A 17505-nucleotide genomic window follows, 5' to 3' on the forward strand; every position below is an offset into this window, starting at 1 on the left:
CTGTAAAATAACCCTGAGCAATCTATAATTTTTCACTTCATCAGTGCCTGCAATAACCGGCAGGCCCGGATGCAGAGTGGCTATCTCATGGATGAGCAGATTGCACCGTTTAATAACAATAATTTTTATTCAGAATTGCTCACTTAAGGCTCACCCAGGAATATTGCATGAAAAAGATACTTAACACGATTAATTTGCCAGCGAAGTTTATTTTGCTGGGACTGTTTGCTCTCGGGCTGTTTATATTTCCAACCTGTCTGTTTATTCAAAGCGGGAACCAGGCCATTGATGCAAAAAAGCTTGAGCTTACCGGCATACCGGTTGAAAAGAAGATGCTGTCACTGATTAACCTGGTCCAGCGCCATCGGGCAGAAAGCGCTATTGCTATTGCGAGTGACGATCCAGCCCGAGCGTCACGCGTGGCGCTGGCAGAGGAGGCCGATGCGCTCTACAGCGGTGTAGTGACTGTACTGGGCGATAACGCGGAGGCTGCGCAACCGCTGGCGCGTTTGAATAAAGCTGACGGCGAGTGGAAAAAACTGCAGGCAGAGTTGGGCAATAAGCAGCTTTCGCTGGAAGCGAGCCTCAGCCAGCACGCCAGTCTGATTCAGACATTGTTAATAGCCAATCAGGACATCCTGGATTTTTACGGCTTGTCACTGGACAGCGACTTAAATACTTATCAGCTTATTGTCAGCATTTTCAACCGGTTGCCGCTATTAACAGAAACCCTCGGGCAGATCAGAGCAAGCGGCACATCGCTGATTGCGTCTGGCATGGGCGCATCAGAGGCAACGCTCAGCCAGATGGACTTCCGGCTGCAAAACGGCAACGTAGCGCTGGAGCAGTTCAGCAACAATATGGATAAAGTTTTTACTATTGAACCGGCGCTAAAAGCGCTGTTTGCCAGCGGAGAGACCACCGCCGTGCAGCAGGCGCAGGATGCACTGGCGCTGGCCAATACTATTTTTGTATCCAAAACCAAAACTGTCACGCCGGCAGAATATGTCCGGGTATTCACTGAGGCGATCAATCAATTTGCCACACTGGGAACACAGAGCGCCGATCGGCTTTCGGTTATGCTTAGCCAGCAGATTGATGCACGCCGTCATGCGCAATATAGCCTGCTGGGCGTACTGTTCGCGGTGGCGTTACTGGCTGTCTGGGTTGCCGTTATGATATCCCGCTCGATTACGCGTCCGGTGGAAGAAGCCGTTAATGCTGCCCGTCGCGTGGCAGAGGGCGACCTGACGTGTCCGGTTAACATTACCGGCAGCAATGAAATGGGGCAGCTGCTGCAATCATTGCAGTATATGCAGCAGCATCTTGCCGGGCTGGTCTCAGATATCAAGGAGAGCGCACTGACGATCGCTTCATCCTCTGAAGAGATCGCAAACGGCAATGGAAATCTCTCAGCCCGGACTGAAGAGCAGGCCGCATCGCTGGCAGAGACCGCCGCCAGCATGGAGCAGATGGCATCCATTATCAGTCAGAATGCTGAAAATACCCATCACGCCACGACCATGGCAGAAGCGGCAACGCAGGCTTCATCGCTCAGCGGAGAGGCAATGTCGTCAGTGATGGACACCATGGGGCGTATCCGGGGCAGCTCGGCCAAAATTGAAGAGATCACCAGCGTTATCGACAGTATCGCTTTCCAGACAAACATTCTGGCCCTCAATGCGGCAGTAGAGGCAGCCAGAGCAGGGGAATCGGGTAAAGGCTTTGCCGTCGTCGCAGCAGAAGTGCGCTCGCTGGCGCAGCGTTCCGCTTCTGCTGCCAAAGAGATTAAAGAGCTGATTGCGCACTCGGTCAGCCACGCCGAAGAGGGAATGGTGATGGCCAGAAATGCCGGTGACAAAGTGAAACAGAGCGTAGATGCTATTGGACAGACGGCGCAGCTTATCCGCGATATATCTGCCTCCTCTCAGGAGCAGAGCAGCGGGATTTCGCAAATTAATATCGCAGTAAACCAGATGGATCAGGTGACACAGCAAAACGCAGCGCTGGTTGAAGAGTCTGCCTCTTCAGCAGGCGATCTCGCAGAACGCGCCTCGCGTCTGCGTCAGCTGGTGGCTGTTTTCCACACGGCGTAATCTTTGCGACGATGCGGGCGCGTCCCGCATCTGCTCGCGCAGTAAAAAAGCAGAGAATCGTTGCGAACCAACACGATTTGTCAAAAAACTTGTCTGCAGCGGATTACAATCCCACCCCGTTTCGCTTATTTACTGCGCTTCTGTATGATTCTGAAAAAAGGCGATTTTGTGCACTTTTGCTGGTTTTTACTGGAAACGTAGCTTTAATATTGACAGTAATTCAGCCAGATTATTTCAGACAGGATTATACGTAGCTGCCGCCGGCTGATAAAGTAGACAGGTACACTCACGTAAACTGGAGTATTTAATGCTAACCACAATCATTTACCGTAGCCACATCTCTGCGGATGTGCCCGTGAAAATTTTGCCGGGTATGGTTGAGAAGGCGAGTCTCCTGAATGAGTCACACCAGGTTACCGGTATTCTGCTCTTTAACGGTACACATTTCTTTCAGATCCTTGAGGGACCTGAAGAGGGTGTTATGACGATCTACAATCGCATCTGTGCTGACCGTCGTCATCACAATGTGGTTGAACTTATGCGTGACTACTCCCCTTATCGCCGTTTCGGTAATTCCGGGATGGAGCTGTTTGACCTGCGCGAACATGACCAGTCAACCGTACTTCAGGCGGTACTGGATCGCGGTACTTCACGCTTCCGGCTGACCTATGACGATCGGGGCCTGCAGTTCCTGCGCACGTTTGTTGAATCGCGGGAAAAAGAAAACTATTTCGAAGTGCTGCCTGCCGATCTGTGGGATTTTATTCCCGACATGACGGGATCGCTTCAGGAAGAGCACGGCATTCATTTCCGCCCGGTTGTGGATCCACTCGGCCGCGAGATCACCGCACTGGAGGCTATTTCCGATAGTCCGCAGAGCGCAGGTGAAGATGAAGATAAGTATATTGCTAATCTGAACGCCGTACGCATGGCGCTGATGAAGGCGGGCAAAGCCTGTCCGGATGGCATGACGCTCTATCTGACTATTCTGCCTATGACGCTGGTTGCGGTGCCTAACGCGGTTGACACTATCACGGACGCCATTAAAAACGCCGGACTGGTGCCGGAACAGATTATTCTGGGCGTCAGTGAAACGGAAGTTATCCCGGGCCTGAATGATTTTACCGAAGCGGTTAAGCAGCTAAAACAGGCAGGCATCAGCCTGTCGATTGATAACTTTGGTGACGGCTCTGCCGGGCTTTCACTGCTGACTCATGTGCAGCCCGATCGCGTGCGTATTGCTTCCGGAATTATTCGCGATGTTCATCGCAGTGGTCCAAAGCAGGCTGTCATTCAGGCTATTATCAAATGCTGTTCAGCGCTCGAAATCAACGTCATCGCTTCTGGTATTGAACAGCCGGAAGAGTGGATGTGGCTTGAGGCTGCAGGTGTTATCGACTTCCAGGGCTCGCTCTTTACCCCGCAGGGCACATCCGTGTCATGGCCGGAATATCGCGCGGCGATGTAACGCTTACTCTTTCACTATCAGTATCAGTCTGACCGACCGGCACATCAAAAGCCGGTCGGTTGTTTTTTGTCATACCCTTTCCGGCTCTGCTCTTTTTTCAACCAGAAAAGATCTTTTCTGACAGCACTGCTGCGATAAATATGTGAAATTTATAAGAAACGCTCAGGCTCGCTGCGGTTCAGGGTTACACACTAAAATTCTGTGGTAAACTTTGCGCCCCCGAACCTGCAGGCGGACACATCATGAAAAAAGAATTTGAAGAAAAGATGACGGAAATTTTGATCGGTGAGGCGGTTACTGACTTACTTGATGCTAATGCAGCCATTTCATGGACCGCTTTACTTGATCGTCTGCGCGCTGGTCTTGATAAAGAGACCGATGAGCATCGCATCCGTGCCGGATTGCGTGCTATCGACGAAGTCAGACGTGAAATGCAGGTTAGGGCGTCTGAAAAAGCGATCGGGACTGAATCTGATATACGGCCTGCACGCGGAAAAATGCATTAAAATTGATTTAAATCAAAGACGCTCTAAGGTCTGACGCTAAATTGTTTCCCGGGAACAATTTCTGTTAGACTGTATGCTTATCCACCTACGGACGGAGGTCATGTGAAAAATGACGCAGCCGCCGAAGATATCTACGCCGTTATTGGAACGGTTGTGGCGCGCCTTCTTAAGCCGGACCAGCATCTGACTCTGCATGAGATTACTACTGCACTGCATCACATGGGTGAGACAGCGACAGGGCAGGATGTTCGTGAGGCCTGCCGTAAAGCTGTCATTTTGCTTGCTCGTCAGATGCACTAACTAAAGCTCACGCAGTATTAACGATCAAACAACAGTCCAATCAGTGCCTGATAATGCTGCTCTTCTTCGGCGCTGGTTGCTGCTTCAAGACGACCAAGCAGTTTTGTGCATAACGCCTTACGGTTAAGGTTTTTGCCTGAGGTCAGAATTTCAACTACCAACTGTCCCAGCGTTTCCTGCTGGCTCAGAGTGGAAGCTTTGTTGAAATAGTTAGCGATGTCACTAGCGGATGATGGATGCTGTACCATATTCTGACGCATAGTTAGCCTCGTTGTAATAAGTAAGTTGTACTGACAGAGGTAAAGTTATACAACTAACTTTTACTTGTACAGCTTTTTCTGCCACTAATTTATCGCCTGCGATCTTTTCATTATTATTTTTCTTTTATATCAAATAGTTAAATGAAATTTTTTTGAGTGAAAATTTTACTTCTTCTTTGTACAGCTTCTGCATTGAGACGTGTACAACGTGGTTGCGCTGATATTCTGCTAACTCTCTTCATCGTCACCTGAGGTAAAACGTATCGGTTTAGCCGATAACGCTGCCTGTTCATGACGTAGTGCCTGGGCCTGCCACTCTGTCTGAGTTTGGTGAATTCGCTCAGGCTGTACAAAATTTTTCAGCCAGCTTCTGGCATCGGCAATTTGTGCCAGACGCTCATCGTTCTCTTCTCTCTCTGCCATGCGACCCAGCTCTGCGATCAGGGCCTGAACGCTGATATCCCGATCGCCCAGTGCCAGATTGAGTGTCGCTTCGCCAATAATGACGTGACCTACTACCTTTTCATGAAATAACACTTCCGCTCTCCTCATCATAGTTTTGTAATGATTTTAAAGTGTAATGAGCAGCAATACTTCTACAATACGCTGTAAACGATCAGCTGAGTCCCGATGCAAAAAGTATTTGATGATTCTGAGATACAGGTTTGTAACGTACTGATAGTGTGCAGCATCATCTATTCATGCAGTGTAAACCGGCTAAAGGCAGAATAATCTTAAAAAATTTGAACGTTATTCATCGCTGTCTGTTTCAGCTCTGGCGCTTTTTCAGACGTTGCATGCCACTTTTTATAGCCCGCTGATTGCTGATGATTACAGCCTGGTCATGGGGGACAAACCTGAACCCGGTTAACAAAAGCCACGCTTTAGGACAATTGCCCGCTCTATACTCAGGCCTGGGTCTGCATTTATTCTGATAACTGCAACCCTGGCTGGCGTGCTCTGCTTTTACTCTATACGTGTGTTAAGCATGGCACGCGCTTACCTTATTAGCTTTATATCAGCAGAGTAAATTTTGCGCATGCAGGAGGGTGAGAGGTTAATGCTCCGGATTATCAGGAGTGAGGGGAAGGGTACTGATGATCACTCTGCGCAGCAGATGGCTGTCAGGCTGGCTGCCCCAGCAAAAGGTGATCCAGTGTTCACAAAATGCGTGCCAGTCAGAAACCGGCACCAGCGGTTTGTCGCGACGTGTCCCGTCCCACACATAGACATAGTGATCGCGATCGCGCAGTGCCCAGGCAATCATACTCTCCCACATCACCTTTGCCGCATTGGTCTGAGCGCTATCGGTAACAATAATTGAACGCGTATGCAGGAAATAACAAAAAAAGCGACGAGCCAGGCCATGCACCGCCTGTTCATGCTGCGGCTGACGCGTGCGCCAGACCATAATCTGAATGCAGGCGCGTAACGGCGAGGTAAAATCCTCTGTTTCTTCCAGCCTTACTGCATAGACCGTTTCAGGTTTCGGTTCCTGGGTAACCAGCCGGTATTGTTTATCCTCCGGACAGACATAGAGCGCATAGCCAAAGGGAATAATAAAGCCTGGCAGCGTAAATACGCGCGTCTTACCTGTAAGAAAAGCACAGGTATCGTCCCGGTTTGGCACTTCACGGCTCAGAATCTGATTAAAGTGCGTATCAGGTAAGGTGATGGGCATGTGGTTATCCGCTGTCGTACGTTCCAAAAGACCTCCCTGAAAACCGGAGTGGATTTGATCATCAGTTTGAATGAGTAATAAGCTGGTACAGCAGGAAAAAGTGTAGCCGGAGATAAGATTATAAGCGTCTGTTCAGATACGCCGTAGCAGGGCGGAGGTGTCGTCCATGACAGTTTCTCCGGCCGGTAAACGCTTGCGCGTAACCGATAAGGTTATCTTTATCGTCGTCTTCCAGCCGGAGCCGGATTACGTCCATAGGCGTCAGTTCTTTTCGTCGTTCAGGCTTGTCAGTGTCTGCAAATAGGGCACGTGCGGAACAACGTGCTCGGGTTTATCGAAACTTTTCAGCCAGCTTCTGGCCTCTGAGATCTCAATAAGACGGGCATCGCTGCCACCCGCATTTGCCATTGATTCGAGCTCATTAATCAGTGAACGAACGCTGATCTTTTTTTCGCTCAGTGCAAGGCTGAGTGCCGCTTCGCCGATAATGACATGACCTATCTCGTCGTGTTGAATAGACAAACAAACCTCCTTTACGATTGCATGATAACCTCACCACTTACTGTAGGCGTAACGGCAGAATTTGCCGGATATATTTTGAAATTTCCCAAATCAGCTAGCAGAATTTTTTGATCGAACGCTTTTTAGCCAATGAAAATTCTGCGGGCTTTCGCCAGCGACCCTTCTGAAATTCTGCAAAAAAAAAGCCCGCGCAGGGCGGGCTAACAAAATGTTGAAGAGGATTTCTCTCGCTGAAAACGCATCCTGTGTGTTGTTTGCCAGAATAGGCTGGCTCATACACTATAGATGACAAACCATTTTAAATTGGGTTTTAGCTGTAAACCCGACGAAAATCTGCGTTGCTCATCGGACCAGCATAAAATAGGGCAATAAGCTAATCAGGCAGGCTATAAGCAGTTTACAGAAATGGATAACCGGGCCAGAGGTAAGCAGATAACAACAACCCGTGAAATTGACAAAAAAATGCCTCCGCAAGGAGGCAAGGTAGGAGTTACTCAGCTCAGTGCTTAGTTGGATTTCTCACTGAACACTTTAAGAATAGAGAAATTTGTCAGTTTTTCCGACTCGCTTAGTAAAAAATTATACATACAAAACTTATAGTTAGCATGATTACTGATTAACTATATGAATAATATGGCTTTAGTTTGTGATGAAATCGTTTTCTAAGAATTTACTTATATTTTCATTAACCTGCTCATATCACCCTTTCTAATCTTATTCTTCAGGTAGCGACTTTTCTGTGGGTGGATTTTTAACCAGACTCAGTACCGCACACCTTTTGCTTTCATATCTGAAGTGCGCCACCGACTGCAAACCAATACAAATATGCGCCTTAAAAGAGGCGTGATTGTCACTTTTGACAAAAAGCACAGGGTGACGCGTGCTCCATTGAGAGTCATCCTAAAACTTACGTTTCGCTTGATGACTGGCGAGAGCTTGCCAGGCTTAGGAGTGTCATTTCCATCAGATAAGGAGAAATCATGTCACGGTTTGCAGATAAAGTTGTCGTTATTACTGGTGCAGGCTCAGGTATTGGCGCTGCGTCAGCACAACGTTTTGCTGCTGAAGGGGCATCAGTAGTACTGGTGGGAAGGACTGAAGAGAAGCTGCAGAAAGTCAAAGAGGTTTTACCTGCCGGAAAACATCTTGTTGTTCCCTGTGATGTTTCAGATGCCGGGCAGGTCAGGCAGCTTAGTGAAAAGGTGAACCAGCATTACGGGCGCGCGGATGTACTGGTCAACAATGCGGGCAGTATCGTTCAGGGCAAGATCCATGAAGTCTCTCCTGATGACTGGAAAAAGCTGATGGGCACCGATCTGGATGGCGTCTATTACTGCACGCACTACTTTATGCCAGCCCTGCTGAAAACCAAAGGTAACGTTGTCAACATCTCTTCCGTATCCGGACTTGGTGGCGACTGGGGAATGAGCGTATATAACGCAGCCAAAGGCGCTGTGACCAACTTCACGCGCGCACTGGCGATGGACTATGGCTCAGACGGCGTCAGAGTCAATGCTATCTGTCCGGGATTTACGTTTACTGATTTAACGGAAAACGCAAAACAGGATGAGGAGCTGCTGGCACGCTTTTACGACCGCATTCCGCTACGCCGTGCGGGAGAGGCTGATGACATTGCGGGCGCAATTGTCTTTATTGCCAGCGATGATGCGCGCTATATCACGGGCGCTAACCTGCCGGTTGATGGCGGTTTAACGGCATCGAACGGTCAGCCAAAACAGGCCTGATAGCAGCAAAAAAGCCCGCGCAACTGCGCGGGCTTATCTTTGACGTCACACAAACTATGAGCGTGGGATCTCAGACACTTCTTTGACATCAGCTTTATTAATCTGCTGTTTAACGCCGTTGGCATCGACATAACCCAGCAGTCCTGATTCCGCTTCTTTTGGCTTACCATCGCTGACAATAGTACGACCATCATTAGTATGAATCGCATAGGTGGTGCGGGTGCAGCCGGTAAGGGCGGACAGGGCAATAATCGCTGCTACTGGAAGTAAAATAACTTTCTTCATTGTACTCTCCTTGATAGATGGATCAGTTATTCAGTTCACTCATGTTCGTGATTTGATCACGATTGATCTGCTCAGTTTTGCCGGTTTGCGCGTTTTCATACGATACCAGCCCGGTATCGCTATCTACCTGTGGTTTACCACTGGTAATAATGGTGCGGCCATCAGTCGTTTTAATCGCCTGGTTAGACGAGCAGCCGGTTACGGCTAAAAGAGATGTCAGGACTGCGGCAGCAACAACCATTTTTTTCATCATATTTCCCTATTTTCTGGACACGTTATAAGAGGAGCATAGTCCATAATTTCCGGGGGTGGTCTGACCTTGATGATTTTTTTGTGCAATTGATGCGGTGAACAGCAGGGGAGTACGGCCGTAGCGGAGCATATATTTTGCTATCCTTCCGGTGATGCCTGAGAAACAGATAAAGGCAGGCGAACCATCAGAAAAGAGACAGGCTTGTTAAGAAAATTTTGGCTAAAGAGAGGGCTCGCCACGGAGGCGCACTTTATAGCCCGCAGGAAAACGAGTATGCAGCGAGCTGACGCAGATAAAGTAAATAAATATTATCAGGCCGCTTCTGCACGCCCTAAAAGCAGATTGAAAAGATTCTCATAATGCATCTTCTCACTGGCATCTGTACATTTATCCAGCCGGGAAAGTAAAGCGATACAGAGCGCTTTGCGATTAAGAATTTTATCAGAACATAAAATATCTTTAACCATTTCACCCAGCAATTCAAATTCTGTGGACTGACGTATTCTGGCCTGCTCTTCAGCGCTGACTTTATCCATTACGGGAAGATAATGATTCTGGCACATAGTTCTCTCTTATTAATTTAACCGGCTGATGGATCGGCACTGAAGCACTATTAATTCATTTTCCTGGCCAGCAACCGAATAACTTTTTCGCACGCCTGCTGCATTTCAGGGCTGTCCGCTCGTAAGCCTGTTCGGTATAACGCGCCGATGATCTCCTGCAAAGAAAGCGTTTCACCCGGTTTTAAAATCTGTGTAATTACGTCACCCAGTAAAGCGTACATCGCTTCCGCATCTTCTGAATCGTCTTGCTGCACATAACCCCCGTCCATTTTTAAAATTGCTTAATGTTTGTAATATGTCAGGGACGCCTGTTACTGAAAATCGCGACGACAGCACAGTAGCTTAATTAGGAAATGCGTATTTCCTAATAGCGCAGCAGCGTTAATCCAGCAGGCGCAGCGCCATCTTAATAGTTTCTTCGCCATTAGTCACATCCTGAATTTTGCCCACTACGCGCATACCAAACGCAATACAGAGCAGTAAACCGGCAGTCGTATCGGCATCCAGATGACTTGCTATAGAACCATCAGCCTGGCCCTGCTGAATCAGCGACATCAGGAAAGCGCGGTTGCGCAGCACTGCCTGGCGTACCAGATGAGATAACTCTTCATCAAGCGTCTGCAGCTCCACGGTGCTGCCCACCACCAGACAGCCGCGCCGTCCCTCTATCTCGCTGGCGGAATCGAGATAGAACTGGAGTAGCTCAGCGACGCGTTCACGACCCGTAGAGAATGCGTTCAGACGTTCGCGCAGATCGGTATTGCGAATGGCAATGTAGCGCTCGAACACGCGCAGAAAAAGCGAGCGCTTGTCCTGAAAAGCTTTGTAGATACTCCCCGCAGTAAGCTGCATAGCATCACCAAGATCGGCAATAGAGGCAGCGTGAAACCCTTTCTGGCGGAAAATGATCATCGCATTATCAAGCGCAACATCAATATCAAAATTGCGCGGCCTGCCGCGTTCGCGGGGAGCTGTGGCAGAGGATTTTACTGGTGGCATTTTCAGCCCTTATGAAGCGATTATTTCCAAATTATCCCGGTTGCGTCCGGGCCGGTCAACGCCGGAGATTTGCGCTAGAGTTAAGTGGTTAAATTACATCGTATTGCGATAAATATTTCAGCCTTTGTGACAGGGGGATCAGCATGAAAGATGTCTTTATTGTGGGTGGTGCAGGAAAGATTGGTCGTGAGCTGGGTCAGCAGCTGACCCATGCCGGCGTGACGGCACGGGCGTTGTGTCGTACCGCTGAGCAGGAAGCCAGCCTGCAGCAGCAGGGTATCCAGGCTGTCAGAGGCGACCTGGTTGCCCTCGATGAACAGCAACTCACCGAACTGATGCAGGGATGTGGAGTCGTGGTCTTCACCGCTGGTGCCGGCGGAAAAGGCGGAGAGGCGATGACAAATGCCGTTGATGGCGACGGGCTGGCTAAGTCAGTTGCAGCCGCACAGCGGGCCGGTATTAAACGCTTTATTCTGGTCTCCGCCTTTCCGGAAGCGGGGCGTGGCAGGCAGCTTTCTGACACTTTTGAAAACTATATGCGCGTAAAAAAACAGGCCGACGTGGTTCTCGCCGCCAGCGCGCTTGAATGGGTTATTCTGCGTCCCGGCACGTTAACAGATGAGCCGGCAACCGGCAAAATCAGCGCCGGACCGGCAATTGCCTATGGCACGATTGCCCGTGCCGATGTTGCAGCCACCCTGGCGGCGCTGGTCCATCAGCCTGCCGTATCCCGCGTCATTATTGAGCTGACGGCGGGAGAGACACCCATTGCAGAGGCGATAGACGCGCTGGTTTCACGCTAACCGGTTCAGCCGCGAGGAGACGTTATGGCACATTTACCGGATGCGCATCTGCAGGCAATCTGGCAAAAGCTGACTCATGCGGTCAGCGCGCGCTCACCCTTTACCCTGATGCAGCTGGCCAGCGTGGCAGAGAATGCACAGCCTAAGATCAGAACCATAGTGCTGCGCGATTTCAGCCTCGCGCCAGCTTCCTTACTGTTTACCACTGACGTGCGCAGCGCCAAAGTGCAGGAGATGAGAGATAATCCGCAAGTTTCGCTGCTGGGCTGGGATGCGGAGAACAGCTTTCAGCTGCGTCTTGAGGGTAAGGCAGGCTGCGTGGATGAAGGCGAACTGCGCCGTACCGTCTGGCAGAAGCTGCGGCCCGCTGCGCAGCAGTTATTTTACTCGCCTGATTCACCCGGTGAGATCCTTGATGATCCGGATGCGCTGCGTAGCGGACACGCCTCCGCTTCGTTAGCTGACCCCCCGGAAAATTTTGCGCTGATACGCATCATGATAGAGCGTGTTGAGTCGCTTGATGTTAGTAGCGAACCTCATCAGCGCTGTGAGTTTTTACTGCAGGCGAACGGATGGACAGGACGGTGGCTGGTGCCTTAGCTCGCCTGACTCAAATATTTTCAGCTAAGTGAAAATGTGGATGTTGAGATTTATTCATCCTGATTAAACGGGGTGCAGATTAATCACGCCTTAAAAAACATAAGGTTATGCGCCTTTCGGTTCACGCCTGCCTTCATTTCAATTTAGTTATGGGCTTAATGAAGCCGCTGCCCATCTGAACATGAAAAAGCTTCAGGTTCGGTGAAATTTAATCACTTTTTTTCAGCAGGGGAGTAAGGCATAAAAGAGTCAGCCCATTGAGGAAATGGTTATATCAAATCAGCATTCAGCGTCGGTTGTACAGGCAGACAGAGAAGCAGGTTTACATCAGAAATTGAGGTGAGAAATTACGATGAACAAAGAATTTACCTTTTCAATTAAAAGCCTTCGTTTTGACGAAAACTATAATCCTTCTGCAAACACGCGTATCACAACTAACTTCGCCAATCTGGCAAGAGGTGAAATGCGTGAGGAAAACCTGCGCAACGCACTGAAGATGATTGATAACCGCTTTAACTCGCTGGCGCACTGGGACAACCCGAAAGCTGACCGCTATGCCGTTGAGCTGGATATCATCTCTGTTGAGCTGAATATCGATCCGGCGGGAAATGAAAAGCCGTTTCCGGTCATCGAAGTCCTGAAGACAACCGTAGTTGATAAAACAAGCGGGCAGCGCTTTGAAGGCGTCGTCGGGAACAATTTCTCTTCCTGGGTGCGCGATTACGATTTCAGCGTTGTGTTATCTGAGCACAATAAAAACCAGGCCGGTTTCAGTACGCCGAAAAACTTCGGTGATCTGCACGGCAATATCTTCAAAGGCTTCGTCAGCTCAGATATCTATAAAGCCAGCTTCAGCAAGCGTCCGATTATCTGCCTGAGCGTCTCCAGTAAAAATACCTATTACCGTACCGGTAATCATCATCCGGTTCTGGGGATTGAATATCGGCAGGACGCGGATTCGCTGACCGATCACTACTTTGCCAAAATGGGCCTGCAGGCGCGCTATTTCATGCCGCAGGGCAGCGTTGCGCCGCTGGCTTTCTATTTTGCCGGCGATCTGCTGCGTGATTACAGCGATCTGGAGCTTATCAGCACCATCAGCACGATGGAGACGTTTCAGAAAATCTATCGTCCGGAGATCTACAACGCGAACTCAGCGGCCGGACAGGAGTATCAGCCGAGCCTGTCACACAAGGATTATTCACTGACACGCATCGTTTATGACCGTGAAGAGCGTACGCATCTGGCGGTTGAGCAGGGTAAATTCACCGAACAGCATTTTATCAAACCTTACCAGACTCGTCTGGAGCAATGGTCTGCTGAGTTTGCGCACTGATTAATGGAAAAAAGGTTATCTATAGTGAAAAAGTTATTACCGACATCGACGTCTGGCAGTTTACCGAAACCTTCATGGCTGGCGCAGCCGGAAACATTATGGTCCCCGTGGAAACCGGCGGGTGACGATCTGGCAGATGCCAAGCGCGATGCGCTACGTCTCTGCCTCGACGACCAGCTGCGGGCCGGTATTGATATCGTCAGCGATGGTGAGCAGACGCGTCAGCATTTTGTGACGACGTTTATTGAGCATCTCAACGGCGTGGATTTTGAAAAGCGCGAAACGGTGCGGATCCGCAACCGCTACGATGCGAGCGTACCGTCGGTGGTAGGTGAAGTTTCACGCACTAAACCTGTATTTGTTGATGATGCAAAATTCCTGCGTCAGCTGACTACTCAGCCGATCAAATGGGCGCTGCCTGGCCCGATGACCATGATCGACACGCTGTATGACGGTCACTATAAAAGTCGCGAAAAACTCGCCTGGGAGTTTGCCAAAATCCTCAATCAGGAAGCCAAAGAGCTGGAAGCCGCAGGCGTGGATATCATCCAGTTTGATGAGCCTGCCTTCAACGTCTTCTTTGATGAGGTTAATGACTGGGGTATTGCGGCGCTGGAGCGTGCCATTGAGGGATTACAGTGCGAAACCGCTGTACATATCTGCTATGGCTACGGCATTAAAGCTAATACTGACTGGAAGAAAACGCTGGGTTCTGAGTGGCGCCAGTATGAAGAAATTTTCCCGCGCCTGCAGCGCTCAAATATCGATATCGTCTCACTGGAGTGCCAGAACTCCCGCGTGCCGATGGAGCTGATTGAACTGATCCGCGGGAAAAAAGTGATGGTCGGTGCCATCGATGTGGCAACCAATACTGTCGAAACGCCGGAGCAGGTAGCGGAAACGCTGCGTAAAGCGCTGCAGTTTGTCGATGCGGATAAGCTCTATCCCTGCACCAACTGCGGTATGACGCCGCTGTCGCGTCAGGTTGCTCGCGGCAAGCTGGATGCGCTGAGCGCCGGTGCTGATATCGTGCGCCGCGAACTGCTGGGCCAGTAATACGCCTGAGGGTGTATCAGGGCTGACGTCTGACGTCGGCCCTTTTTTTTATCATTCTTAACCGCGCCGTACGCTTTTGCGGCTATCCCGGCCAGGCGGTTCATTAGACAAACAAATATATTTATACGCAGGCGCTGAAAATAACTGTGCTGCGGCGCAGCAATATGCCATTCGCGCGTTGCTTCCGGCGTAATGCATCCCTTACGCTAGCGGCAGGCCCGTTAAACACAGGATTCCGGCAATGACGGATGGAAGCAATACGATTACCGATTTAAGCGCGCTTGCAGCGTGCTACGGCGCGGTGGCGAAACCGTCGCTGACCAAAGTCACCGATCATATTCACCCGGCGTATCGTCCCTTTATCGCCGCCTCACCCTTTGTCGCGCTGGCCACCAGCGGACCGGATGGGCTGGACGTTTCACCCAGAGGCGATCCGGCAGGTTTTGTGCATATTGAGGATGAGCGCACGCTCTTGCTGCCGGACAGACGCGGCAATAACCGTATCGATAGCCTGCGCAACATTTTGCATGATAATCGGGTAGCGCTGCTGTTTCTGATCCCGGGTATCGGGGAGACATTGCGCGTAAACGGAACCGCCACCATAAGCGTCGATCCCGCCTTACTTACCCGCTTCGCGATGAATAATCAGCTGCCAAAAACGGTGTTAACCATCACCGTTGAGAGCGTCTTTTTCCAGTGCAGCCGGGCCATCATTCGCTCCCGGCTCTGGGATCCGGCGACGCAAATTACGCGGGAGGCGCTGCCAAGCACCGGTTCCATACTGAACAGCATTTCGCAGGATATTGACGCCGGCGCCTACGATGCGGCACTCCCTGGTCGCCTGAAAGAGACACTCTATTAATCCGGCCTGATGCCGCACAGCAACCTGCACTCTACAGCCTGCCAGCAGGCTGTTTTCAGTTCCGCAGACTACCGGGTTCTCAGACGGTAAATATCAGCAAAGTAAAGATGGCCTTTACGGGCATACTGCGCCTGCAGGGTAGCTTTTTCGCTTTCGGTGAGTACATCTCCATTGAGCAGGTCATGAATAAAGGCTTCGCGAACGTAAACTTCCATGTACCAGTCGCCGGTATAGCAGTTCTTCCATGCGCCTTTATCGATATCTTTTACCCGGTAAGACGGGTTCACGTGAAAAAAGAAAAAGAAGTTACAGACGGCAAAAATGGCACAGCAGACGACATACTCAATTGTGCCGAAGGAGTCGGAGTAGAGTAAAAGTGCCATGGTCAGCACAAACAGGAAACACATCAGGCCATACAGGCCCGGGTACTGACGGATAAACGATACGTCGAAATAGGGTCGATCGTTGCGTTTTTCCGCGCGGTTGATGCTGTCCAGCTCCTGCTGCAGAAGCGCATTAAGTTGATTGCTCATGTTTTAAACCTTATCTGCCCATAATGATGGAGTTAACGTTTTACTGGCTGTTGTTAGCGTCACGCTGCTAAATCGCCATACCGGAAAAGTGGATGGGATCGGCCAGCATGGCGGCCAGAATTTTCAGGCCCTCTTCACACTGCTGCCGCGACTGAGAACCGCCCAGACAGATGCGCAGCGCGTCAGCAGGAAGATTACCAGTGCAAAACGCGGCACCGGAGACGGCGCTGATCCCTTTTTCACGCAGCTTTGCCGCGATGTCGGAGGCGTTGGCGTTGACCAGACCGGGCAGCGGCAGCCAGAGGTGATAGCCTGCGCTGTCAGCCTCAAACGGGTATCCGGTCAGGCAGGCCGCTGCAATCTGCTGGCGGATGCCCGCCTCCTGTCTGATAGCGATCAGCATGCGATCTGCCGTCCCGTCATTGATCCACTGCCGCGCCAGCGCATTAGTGAGCGGGCTGGACATCACCGTCAGCGCCCGCAGCACGCCGGAAAGCAGCTGCATCATCTGTCTGTCAGGGCCCTTCACAAACGCGATCCGCAATCCGGGGCCAAAGCACTTCGACAGGCCGGTAAGATACCAGGTCAGTTCCGGTATTAATCCGGCAAACGTTGGCACCGGCGCATCGCTGAGCGCCGCATAAGCGTCATCTTCAATGACCGTAATGTTATAGCGCTGACAGCACTCAGCCAGCGCCCGCCGGCGCGCTTCCGGGATCGTCATCGTGGTCGGATTTTGCAGCGTCGGGTTGATATAGAATGCGCCGATCTCGCCGCTGCGACACAGCGCCTCAAACGCCAGCGGATCGGGCCCCTGCGCGTCACAGAGCACCGGCTGCAGCCGCACGCCCAGATGACTGGCAATCGCCTTCATGCCAGGGTAAATCAGGCTGCTGACACAGACCGCACCTTTCCTGCGCTTCAGCAGCGTCATGATGCCCATCAGAGCGCTGTGAATGCCCGGACAAACCAGCACGTCGGCCTCGCTCTCTACGTGAAGTTTGCGCCCGATCCAGCGCATCGCTGCTGCTTTATCCTCTGCCGTCCCGCCAAAATCCTGATAGCGCAGCAGACTCAGCATGTCGGTCTGGTTAAAAAGGTTGATGGCTCCTGCGCGCAGCGCTTCCTCAACGGCGGCACCGGCAGGTTCTGTCGGCGCATTCATGGTCATTTCATAAGTGCTGGCAGGCAGAGCTGAAGAGGCTGATGCCCGCGCACGAATAAAACTGCCGAGTCCGGGGCGTGAGTCAATTAATCCTCTGCGCCGCGCTTCCGCATAACCGCGCGTTACCGTGGTGTAATTCAGACCCAGCGTTTCAGCCAGTTCACGCAGCGGCGGCAGACGGTAGCGTGAAGGCAACTCGCCTGTACTGATGCCCTCTGCAATGAAATCCGCGATGCGCAGATAGGCCGGACGTTGCGTCTGCTGCTGAAGCAGGGCTGCCCAGCGCGTAAAAAGCGGCGTAATCATATTAAATCCTGTCTCAGGACGTTACGCAGACAGGTATATCACAGCCATAATCAAGGCGTAACTTGATTGCATGGTTGATTGCATCAGTTTTTCCATTTGACTCACTTTGCGTGTTATCTGTACAGCGACAGGACGGGGCAGATTGCCGTAAAAGGAGGCTCTCGCT

21 protein-coding genes are annotated in these 17505 nt (G+C 50.8%); 10 read left to right on the forward strand and 11 right to left on the reverse strand.

The window, feature by feature from the left end:
- Window positions 1–167 precede the first annotated feature (167 nt).
- The 4 genes from F3J39_RS12135 (at window position 168) to F3J39_RS12150 (ending at window position 4370) form a co-directional block, all read left to right on the forward strand.
- Window positions 168–2096 carry a methyl-accepting chemotaxis protein gene (locus tag F3J39_RS12135; protein ID WP_104085744.1) on the forward strand — a complete coding sequence of 643 codons (1929 nt, stop codon included), beginning with the start codon at window positions 168–170 and terminating at the stop codon, window positions 2094–2096.
- Window positions 2097–2403: 307 nt separating this feature from the next.
- Window positions 2404–3564 (forward strand): diguanylate phosphodiesterase, encoded by a 1161-nt coding sequence (locus F3J39_RS12140; protein ID WP_071668132.1) that lies wholly within the window; start codon window positions 2404–2406, stop codon window positions 3562–3564.
- 242 nt (window positions 3565–3806) lie between these two features.
- Window positions 3807–4070, forward strand: a complete 264-nt coding sequence (locus F3J39_RS12145) for a hypothetical protein (protein WP_040113802.1) — start codon at window positions 3807–3809, stop codon at window positions 4068–4070.
- 102 nt (window positions 4071–4172) lie between these two features.
- Complete coding sequence (locus F3J39_RS12150) at window positions 4173–4370, forward strand: hypothetical protein (protein WP_040113804.1); 198 nt, start codon at window positions 4173–4175, stop codon at window positions 4368–4370.
- Between the two features lie 17 nt (window positions 4371–4387).
- Here the strand turns inward: F3J39_RS12150 and ycgZ are convergent, their stop codons facing one another.
- The 4 genes from ycgZ to F3J39_RS12170 form a co-directional block, all read right to left on the reverse strand.
- On the reverse strand, window positions 4388–4630 hold the full coding sequence (gene ycgZ, locus F3J39_RS12155) for a regulatory protein YcgZ (protein ID WP_040113806.1): 243 nt from the start codon (window positions 4628–4630) through the stop codon (window positions 4388–4390).
- Window positions 4631–4858: 228 nt separating this feature from the next.
- Window positions 4859–5167 (reverse strand): hypothetical protein, encoded by a 309-nt coding sequence (locus F3J39_RS12160; protein WP_040113808.1) that lies wholly within the window; start codon window positions 5165–5167, stop codon window positions 4859–4861.
- Between the two features lie 520 nt (window positions 5168–5687).
- The gene (locus F3J39_RS12165; protein ID WP_040113810.1) at window positions 5688–6338 is read right to left on the reverse strand and encodes a hypothetical protein; all 651 of its coding nucleotides are present in this window, start codon (window positions 6336–6338) and stop codon (window positions 5688–5690) included.
- A gap of 234 nt (window positions 6339–6572) precedes the next feature.
- Window positions 6573–6833, reverse strand: a complete 261-nt coding sequence (locus F3J39_RS12170) for a hypothetical protein (protein WP_071668134.1) — start codon at window positions 6831–6833, stop codon at window positions 6573–6575.
- Window positions 6834–7813: 980 nt separating this feature from the next.
- Here F3J39_RS12170 and F3J39_RS12175 point away from each other — a divergent pair.
- Window positions 7814–8578 (forward strand): SDR family oxidoreductase, encoded by a 765-nt coding sequence (locus F3J39_RS12175; RefSeq protein ID WP_104085743.1) that lies wholly within the window; start codon window positions 7814–7816, stop codon window positions 8576–8578.
- A gap of 54 nt (window positions 8579–8632) precedes the next feature.
- Here the strand turns inward: F3J39_RS12175 and F3J39_RS12180 are convergent, their stop codons facing one another.
- The 5 genes from F3J39_RS12180 to F3J39_RS12200 form a co-directional block, all read right to left on the reverse strand.
- Window positions 8633–8863: a YgdI/YgdR family lipoprotein gene (locus tag F3J39_RS12180; RefSeq protein WP_040113814.1), complete on the reverse strand. Its 231-nt coding sequence runs from the start codon at window positions 8861–8863 to the stop codon at window positions 8633–8635.
- A gap of 22 nt (window positions 8864–8885) precedes the next feature.
- On the reverse strand, window positions 8886–9113 hold the full coding sequence (locus F3J39_RS12185) for a YgdI/YgdR family lipoprotein (protein WP_175540442.1): 228 nt from the start codon (window positions 9111–9113) through the stop codon (window positions 8886–8888).
- 314 nt (window positions 9114–9427) lie between these two features.
- Window positions 9428–9679: a hypothetical protein gene (locus tag F3J39_RS12190; RefSeq protein WP_071668136.1), complete on the reverse strand. Its 252-nt coding sequence runs from the start codon at window positions 9677–9679 to the stop codon at window positions 9428–9430.
- Between the two features lie 50 nt (window positions 9680–9729).
- Window positions 9730–9933, reverse strand: a complete 204-nt coding sequence (locus F3J39_RS12195) for a hypothetical protein (RefSeq protein ID WP_040113920.1) — start codon at window positions 9931–9933, stop codon at window positions 9730–9732.
- Window positions 9934–10060: 127 nt separating this feature from the next.
- Window positions 10061–10678, reverse strand: a complete 618-nt coding sequence (locus tag F3J39_RS12200; protein WP_040113820.1) for a TetR/AcrR family transcriptional regulator — start codon at window positions 10676–10678, stop codon at window positions 10061–10063.
- A 143-nt stretch (window positions 10679–10821) separates the two neighbouring features.
- Here F3J39_RS12200 and F3J39_RS12205 point away from each other — a divergent pair, with 143 nt between their 5' ends.
- The 5 genes from F3J39_RS12205 (at window position 10822) to F3J39_RS12225 (ending at window position 15335) form a co-directional block, all read left to right on the forward strand.
- Window positions 10822–11481 carry an NAD(P)-binding oxidoreductase gene (locus F3J39_RS12205; protein ID WP_104085742.1) on the forward strand — a complete coding sequence of 220 codons (660 nt, stop codon included), beginning with the start codon at window positions 10822–10824 and terminating at the stop codon, window positions 11479–11481.
- 24 nt (window positions 11482–11505) lie between these two features.
- Entirely contained in the window at window positions 11506–12081 is a 576-nt protein-coding gene (locus F3J39_RS12210) for a pyridoxamine 5'-phosphate oxidase family protein (protein WP_071668138.1), read from the forward strand.
- Between the two features lie 352 nt (window positions 12082–12433).
- Entirely contained in the window at window positions 12434–13417 is a 984-nt protein-coding gene (locus F3J39_RS12215; RefSeq protein WP_040113825.1) for a DUF1852 domain-containing protein, read from the forward strand.
- A gap of 24 nt (window positions 13418–13441) precedes the next feature.
- Window positions 13442–14473: a methionine synthase gene (locus F3J39_RS12220; RefSeq protein WP_071668139.1), complete on the forward strand. Its 1032-nt coding sequence runs from the start codon at window positions 13442–13444 to the stop codon at window positions 14471–14473.
- Between the two features lie 241 nt (window positions 14474–14714).
- Window positions 14715–15335 (forward strand): pyridoxamine 5'-phosphate oxidase family protein, encoded by a 621-nt coding sequence (locus F3J39_RS12225; protein WP_104085741.1) that lies wholly within the window; start codon window positions 14715–14717, stop codon window positions 15333–15335.
- A 68-nt stretch (window positions 15336–15403) separates the two neighbouring features.
- Here F3J39_RS12225 and F3J39_RS12230 read toward each other — a convergent pair whose 3' ends face one another.
- Together F3J39_RS12230 and F3J39_RS12235 are read right to left on the reverse strand one after the other, a co-directional pair.
- On the reverse strand, window positions 15404–15868 hold the full coding sequence (locus F3J39_RS12230) for a YlaC family protein (RefSeq protein WP_040113832.1): 465 nt from the start codon (window positions 15866–15868) through the stop codon (window positions 15404–15406).
- Between the two features lie 67 nt (window positions 15869–15935).
- The gene (locus F3J39_RS12235; protein ID WP_040113834.1) at window positions 15936–17339 is read right to left on the reverse strand and encodes a PLP-dependent aminotransferase family protein; all 1404 of its coding nucleotides are present in this window, start codon (window positions 17337–17339) and stop codon (window positions 15936–15938) included.
- Window positions 17340–17505 lie beyond the last annotated feature (166 nt).

This window comes from Pantoea sp. Acro-807 (assembly GCF_011752675.1).
GTDB classification, from domain to species: Bacteria; Pseudomonadota; Gammaproteobacteria; order Enterobacterales; family Enterobacteriaceae; genus Pantoea; species Pantoea eucrina.